Origin of the sequence: Streptomyces scabichelini, from assembly GCF_011045015.1 — a bacterium.
Classification (GTDB): Bacteria; Actinomycetota; Actinomycetes; order Streptomycetales; family Streptomycetaceae; genus Streptomyces; species Streptomyces scabichelini.
In genome coordinates this window covers 1-5,485 of sequence record NZ_JAAKZY010000367.1, presented here as the reverse complement: position 1 = coordinate 5,485, position 5,485 = coordinate 1, and the positions used below count along the sequence as shown (strand labels likewise).

9 protein-coding genes are annotated in these 5,485 nt (G+C 67.0%); 3 read left to right on the top strand and 6 right to left on the bottom strand.

Features of this window, described 5'->3' with window-relative positions; all coding sequences use genetic code 11:
• Nucleotides 1-43: 43 nt before the first annotated feature.
• The 5 genes from G5C60_RS49205 to G5C60_RS49185 are packed head-to-tail and all read right to left on the bottom strand — an operon-like array spanning nt 44 to nt 2,938.
• Entirely contained in the window at nt 44-895 is an 852-nt protein-coding gene (locus G5C60_RS49205) for an isoprenyl transferase (protein ID WP_165270579.1), read from the bottom strand.
• Between the two features lie 49 nt (nt 896-944).
• The gene (recO, locus tag G5C60_RS49200; protein ID WP_165270577.1) at nt 945-1,733 is read right to left on the bottom strand and encodes a DNA repair protein RecO; all 789 of its coding nucleotides are present in this window, start codon (nt 1,731-1,733) and stop codon (nt 945-947) included.
• A 49-nt stretch (nt 1,734-1,782) separates the two neighbouring features.
• Entirely contained in the window at nt 1,783-2,409 is a 627-nt protein-coding gene (locus G5C60_RS49195) for a DUF1266 domain-containing protein (RefSeq protein ID WP_241267630.1), read from the bottom strand.
• 53 nt (nt 2,410-2,462) lie between these two features.
• Entirely contained in the window at nt 2,463-2,678 is a 216-nt protein-coding gene (locus tag G5C60_RS52920) for a hypothetical protein (RefSeq protein WP_165270575.1), read from the bottom strand.
• Nucleotides 2,675-2,938, bottom strand: a complete 264-nt coding sequence (locus tag G5C60_RS49185; RefSeq protein ID WP_420907487.1) for a hypothetical protein — start codon at nt 2,936-2,938, stop codon at nt 2,675-2,677. The genes G5C60_RS52920 and G5C60_RS49185 overlap by 4 nt, the downstream gene beginning before the upstream one ends.
• A gap of 78 nt (nt 2,939-3,016) precedes the next feature.
• Here G5C60_RS49185 and G5C60_RS49180 point away from each other — a divergent pair, with 78 nt between their 5' ends.
• Both G5C60_RS49180 and G5C60_RS49175 read left to right on the top strand, forming a co-directional pair.
• Nucleotides 3,017-3,847: a helix-turn-helix domain-containing protein gene (locus tag G5C60_RS49180; protein ID WP_165270573.1), complete on the top strand. Its 831-nt coding sequence runs from the start codon at nt 3,017-3,019 to the stop codon at nt 3,845-3,847.
• Nucleotides 3,829-4,107: a DUF397 domain-containing protein gene (locus tag G5C60_RS49175; protein ID WP_165270571.1), complete on the top strand. Its 279-nt coding sequence runs from the start codon at nt 3,829-3,831 to the stop codon at nt 4,105-4,107. Before G5C60_RS49180 ends, G5C60_RS49175 begins: the two co-directional genes overlap by 19 nt.
• Nucleotides 4,108-4,146: 39 nt before the next feature.
• Here G5C60_RS49175 and G5C60_RS49170 read toward each other — a convergent pair whose 3' ends face one another.
• Nucleotides 4,147-4,803, bottom strand: a complete 657-nt coding sequence (locus G5C60_RS49170; RefSeq protein ID WP_165270569.1) for a TetR/AcrR family transcriptional regulator — start codon at nt 4,801-4,803, stop codon at nt 4,147-4,149.
• Nucleotides 4,804-4,825: 22 nt separating this feature from the next.
• Between G5C60_RS49170 and G5C60_RS49165 the strand changes: the two genes are divergently transcribed.
• Entirely contained in the window at nt 4,826-5,170 is a 345-nt protein-coding gene (locus tag G5C60_RS49165) for a cupin domain-containing protein (protein ID WP_165270567.1), read from the top strand.
• Nucleotides 5,171-5,485: the final 315 nt, after the last annotated feature.

Below are 5,485 nucleotides of genomic sequence, written 5' to 3'. Positions count from 1 at the left end.
GGCGCAGCCCCAGGGATGGGACGGGTAGGGGCGGCGGGGGCGATCAACCGTTCTCGGGCCGGCCCTTCATCGCCTGCTCCATCGCCAGCAGATCCTCGTTCGGGACCGCACCCCCGAAACGCCTGTCACGCTGGGCGTACTCGACACACGCCCGCCACAGATCACGACGATCGAAGTCCGGCCACAACACATCCTGGAACACCATCTCGGCATAACTGGACTGCCAGATCAGATAGTTGGACGTGCGCTGCTCACCACTCGGGCGGAGGAAGAGATCGACGTCCGGCATATCCGGGTAGTACAGGTACTTCTGAACGGTCTTCTCGGTGACCTTCTCCGGATCGAGCTTGCCGGAGGCGACATCCGCGGCCAGCGCCTTCGCCGCGTCTGCGAGTTCCGCCCGCCCGCCATAGTTCACGCAGAAGTACAGCGTCATCGCATCGTTCCGCTTCGTCTGCTCCTGAGCGACCTGGAGCTCCTGCACGACGGACTTCCACAGCTTGGGCATACGGCCGACCCAGCGGATCCGGATCCCCAGTTCGTCCATCTCGTCACGCCGACGCCGGATCACGTCACGGTTGAAGTTCATCAGGAAGCGGACCTCCTCCGGCGACCGCTTCCAGTTCTCCGTCGAGAACGCGTACAGGGACAGGTTCTTGACACCCATCTCGATGCAGCCCTTGAGAACGTCGAGAACGACGCCCTCACCGACCCGGTGCCCCTCGGTACGCGGCAGCCCCCGCTCCTTGGCCCACCGTCCGTTCCCGTCCATGACGATCGCCACATGGTTCGGGATCAGCTCACCGGGGAGCTTCGGCGCGCGGGCACCGGACGGGTGCGGCTCCGGCGTCTTGTACTCGCGGCGCTGGCGCCCCAGGATCCCGCGTACCACCATGTGCTTCTCGTCTCCTCAGGTTTCCTTGTATAAGGCCGTTTACGACTGTTTACGGCTGTTTCTCTATGGACGGCTGTTTCGCCACGTACGGCTGCTTCTCCACGTATCGCAGCGAGCGCAGCCCGCGCTCCAGATGCCAGTGCAGATAGGCCGACACCAGCCCGCTGCCCTCCCTGACGTACCGCGACTCGCACGCGTCCGCCGTGGCCCAGTCCCCCGTCAGCAGCGCGCCGAGCAGTTCGAGGGCTCCCGCCGAGGGTACGACGCTGCCGGGCACCCGGCAGTCCCCGCAGACGGAACCTCCCGCGGCGACCGAGAAGAACCGGTTCGGTCCCGCCATCCCGCACTTCGCGCAGGCACTGAAACTGGGCGCGTAACCGTTCACGGCGAGGGACCGCAGCAGAAAGGCGTCGAGGACGAGATGCGGCTCGTGCTCGCCGCGGGCCAGCGTCCGCAGCCCGCCGACCAGCAGCAGATACTGCTGCACGGCCGGCTCACCCTCATGATCGGTGAACCGCTCGGCCGTCTCCAGCATGGCCGTCCCGGCGGTGTAGCGGGCGTAGTCGCTCACGATCCCGCCACCGTACGGAGCGATCGTCTCGCTCTGCGTGCACAGCGGCAGCCCGCGCCCCACCAGCTCGCTCCCCCGCGCGAAGAACTGCACGTCCACATGCGAGAACGGTTCGAGCCGCGCCCCGAACTTCGACTTCGTACGCCGTACTCCACGAGCCACGGCCCGCACGCGCCCGTGCCCGCGCGTGAGCAACGTGATGATGCGGTCCGCTTCGCCCAGCTTCTGCGTCCGCAGGACGACCCCGTCGTCCCGGAAGAGACTCATCGCGCGCCCCCGCAGCCCATACCCATGGGGTCCATTCTCGCGTACGGAGTCAGCGGGTGCGGTCGGGGTGGCTGATCGCCTCCCAAGGGGCCAGGTTCCAGGGGCTGGCCTTGTTCATCGGGTCCAGGAGGGACTGCAGGTGGGCGTCGGACACCTCCTGCGGCGCGGGGAGGTCCGCGTCCCGCGCCGCCTGGAGGCCCTCGCGCCAGACCATCCGCCCCAGCAGATAGTGCTCGGCGTACTCCTTCCAGGAGCCGTACGACCGCACCACCGCCGGCACGATGTTCTTGAGCGCTGTCCACGCCTCGGCCTCGCTCAGCAGCCCGCACGCGAAGCCCCGCCGGGAGATGTCCACGTACAGCGCCGCGTCCCACGCCAGCGGTTCGACGCCGAGCCGCTGCCGCGCCCTCATGCGGTAACCGGTCCGCGAAAGCCCGTCGAGCCGGCCGGCCAGCGCCTCACGCGAGGTGATCTCCCACTGGTCGGCCAGCCACCGCCGAGCCTTCTCGTCGTCGATGCGGGTGAAGGGGTACAGGGTCGTCCGCGAGGCGTCCCGGTCCCTGCTGACCGGCGCACTCAGCGACACCATCCACAGCTGGTGCATGGTGAGCGGAACGGGGTACTTGCGAGCCGCCTTCGGCTTGCGAAGGTTCCGTATCGGGTTCCATATCGCCATGCGCCCGCACCCTATGTCACGCCGATCTCCACACGACTACCACCTGTGACCCTTCAAGGGACCTCCCCGCGGCTGCGTGCGTTCGCGTACGCCGTAGCCGCGCGGAGCCGTTCCGCTTGGGTGGCCGTGCGGACCGAGCCCGGCTCGCAGTCCCACTCGCGCCCGCCGCCGATCGGTCTGAGCTGTACGTAGGGTCCCTCGTGCCCCATCACCACGCCCACCTTCCCCGTCTTCGTGTCGAAGGCGTACGCCCCGATCGGCGGCCTCACCGGATCACCGCCGCCAGCCGTGCCGCCGTCTCGACGGAACACCGCCCCAATTCGATGAGCCGACAAGGCGTCTCCCGCGCCAAACTTGCCGGGTCGATCCGGAGTGTCGGCAACTTAATTCCTGCGTTCGCGAGTGCTGTGCGCAACTCTTTCAACGTTTCCTCCGCCTCCTCGACGCATGCCGCCGAGTGCCGTGCGCCGCGACCTTCATAGTCAGCCATCTCGGTGCTCCCCTTGCTTTTGGGTTTCACGCTTTTCATCTCCAAGATGGCGCTGGCCGCTTAGACTCGGAAGACCTCTACGCTCAGCAACGACGGTGCAGTACAAGGGGGTTGGCCATGGCCAATGGTTCCCGGCAGGCGGCTTGGGAGTTCTTCGGCACGGAGCTGAAACGGCGGCGGGAGGAGGCCGGATTCACTCAGGCGGAGTTGGGTTCTCGCGTTTTTGTGTCGGGCGGCTACATTGGGCAATTCGAACAGGCTATTCGGAAGCCGCAGTTGGATGTGGCGCAACGAATCGATGAGCTGCTACAAACCGACGGCTTTTTCGAGAGGCTTTGGCGAAAGCTCATCAAGGAGCAGCCATATACGTACTTCGCGCACGTGGTGGAGTTGGAGCAGCTGGCAACCAGCATCTGTGACTGGGCGCCTACGGTGGTCCCGGGACTCCTGCAAACCCCTGAGTACGCCCGCGCGCTCTACCTGGCCAGCAAACCGCTCGCATCGGAGGCGTACATCGAGGAGATGGTCAGGGCCCGTATGGACCGGGCTCCGATCCTCAGGGACGCTACACGGCCCGTGTATTGGGCAGCCCTGCACGAAACTGCACTCCGTGTCCCGGTCGGCGGGCCGGGCGCCATGGCAGCCCAGTTGGACCACATCGCGGCGATGATCCGCAAGCGCATGCTGCTGGTGCAGGTGCTCCCGTTCTCGGCCGGAGCGCACCCGACCATGGGCAAGATGATGACGCTCATGGAGTTCGAGGACGCCCCGCCAACTGCCTATACAGAGGGCGTGCTTTCGGGGAACCTGCTGGACGATCCAGCCGTCGTGAAGCGCATCCAGGGGTATTACGATCTCCTCAGGGGCGCTGCTCTGTCGCCGGAGGCGTCCCTGGCCCTGATCGAATCGGTGGCGGAGGACTACAGACGATGCGCGAGTACGACCTGAGCAACGCCCGCTGGCGCAAGAGCAGTTACAGCGGCGGCGAGGACGGCGAGTCGTGCGTCGAGGTCGCGTACGACTTCCCGGGTACCGCCCGCTGGCGCAAGAGCAGCCACAGCGGCGGCAGCGGCGGGGAGGACTGCGTCGAGGTGGCCGACGGAGTCCCCGGCATCGTCCCCGTCCGGGACAGCAAGGTCACGGACGGGCCCGTGCTGGTGATCGGTGCGGCGGCCTGGACGGACTTCATCGGCGCCGTAGCGGAGTAATCGTGGCGCTGGCTCTCAAGTGAACGTGAGGGCCGCCCGCTAGTCCTGTGACCGCTGTGACCGTTGTGACCGTTGTGACCGGGAAGCTTCGCCGGGTTGTGCCAGGGCAGCGGCCAGCAGAGCTTGTGCTGACTCCCGCATGAGGGTTGCGGCCTCCACCTGTGACACACCGGCGATGTCCACCATCCAGACCCAGGACTCGATTCCGCAGCCGGCGCGAATAGCGACAGCGAGTCGTCTGCGGTCGACGTGCGGGTGCGACTCAGCCAGCGGTGCCAGGGCGTCCTCGATCCATGCGATGGCCCTGCCTTGTCGCAGCACTGGGCGGGCGTCGCGCGGCGTCTGTGGTTCCTGATCCAGGGACAGCCGCAGCGCGGCTCGCAGTTGCGGCTCCCACTTGCGCAAGATCTGCGTCTGCTCGGCGATGACCAGGTCGAGGCGGGCGTGGACGTCCTCGGGTGCGTCCTGGTCGAGCAGGCTGGGCCGGTCGATGGTCGGCATCGCAGCCAGGAGCAGGTGTCTCTGGTTCGGGAAGTAACGGTAGGCCGTGGTACGGGAGATGCCGGCGGCGTCAGCCGACTGTTCCACGGTCGGGGTGTGTCCGCTCTCCAGCAGGGATCGGGCGGCCTCGACGAGGGCGTCGCGAGTGCGCTGCTTCTGCCGGATTCGCCCCGTCGACTCATATGGTACTGCCATGCCGTCATGGTACGTTAGTCCCATGAATGACCCTGTGGTCACCGACCCGCAGCTGTACCGGGTCTTGTGGGAGAACGAACGTGTGCGGGTGCTCGAGTACCGCGATACGCCGGGCGATGCGACGCACCGGCATGCCCATCCGGACACCGTCATGGTGACCCTCTCCTCGTTCCAGCGAGTGATCTCGGCCGGAGGCCGAGACGTCCCGGTCGCCCTGGAGGCGGGACAGGTCCGCTGGCTGGACGCGCAGGAGCACCAGGGCCGCAATGTGGGCCAGACGGCCACCCATTCCATGTTCATCGAGCTCAAGGAACCCCGGCCCGGCGCCCCCCGCACGGATGCCACATTGGGGCCGTCCGCCTCCTGAACACAGCTCGTCGCCCCTCAGGTGCGGCGCGCCCAAAGGGCGGCCCGCGGCGGTGAGACCGTCCGGATGGGGATGGGCGCAGATTGGGGCCGTCTCCCATCCGGAGGCCTGGCCCTCCGCCGCACAACCCAACCCAGCGTGCCCTCCCAACCGAAGGCGCTCCACCCATCGGCATTCACCCGCCCGCGCATACATACCGGTCACGGAAAGCGTGAACATTTCTCCCCGCCGCGTCCAAACGCTGCTCGTCTGAGCGGTCAAAGGACAACGTGACCCTCGGTGTTCACGCTTTCCGCACCTACCTACCCACCCCCC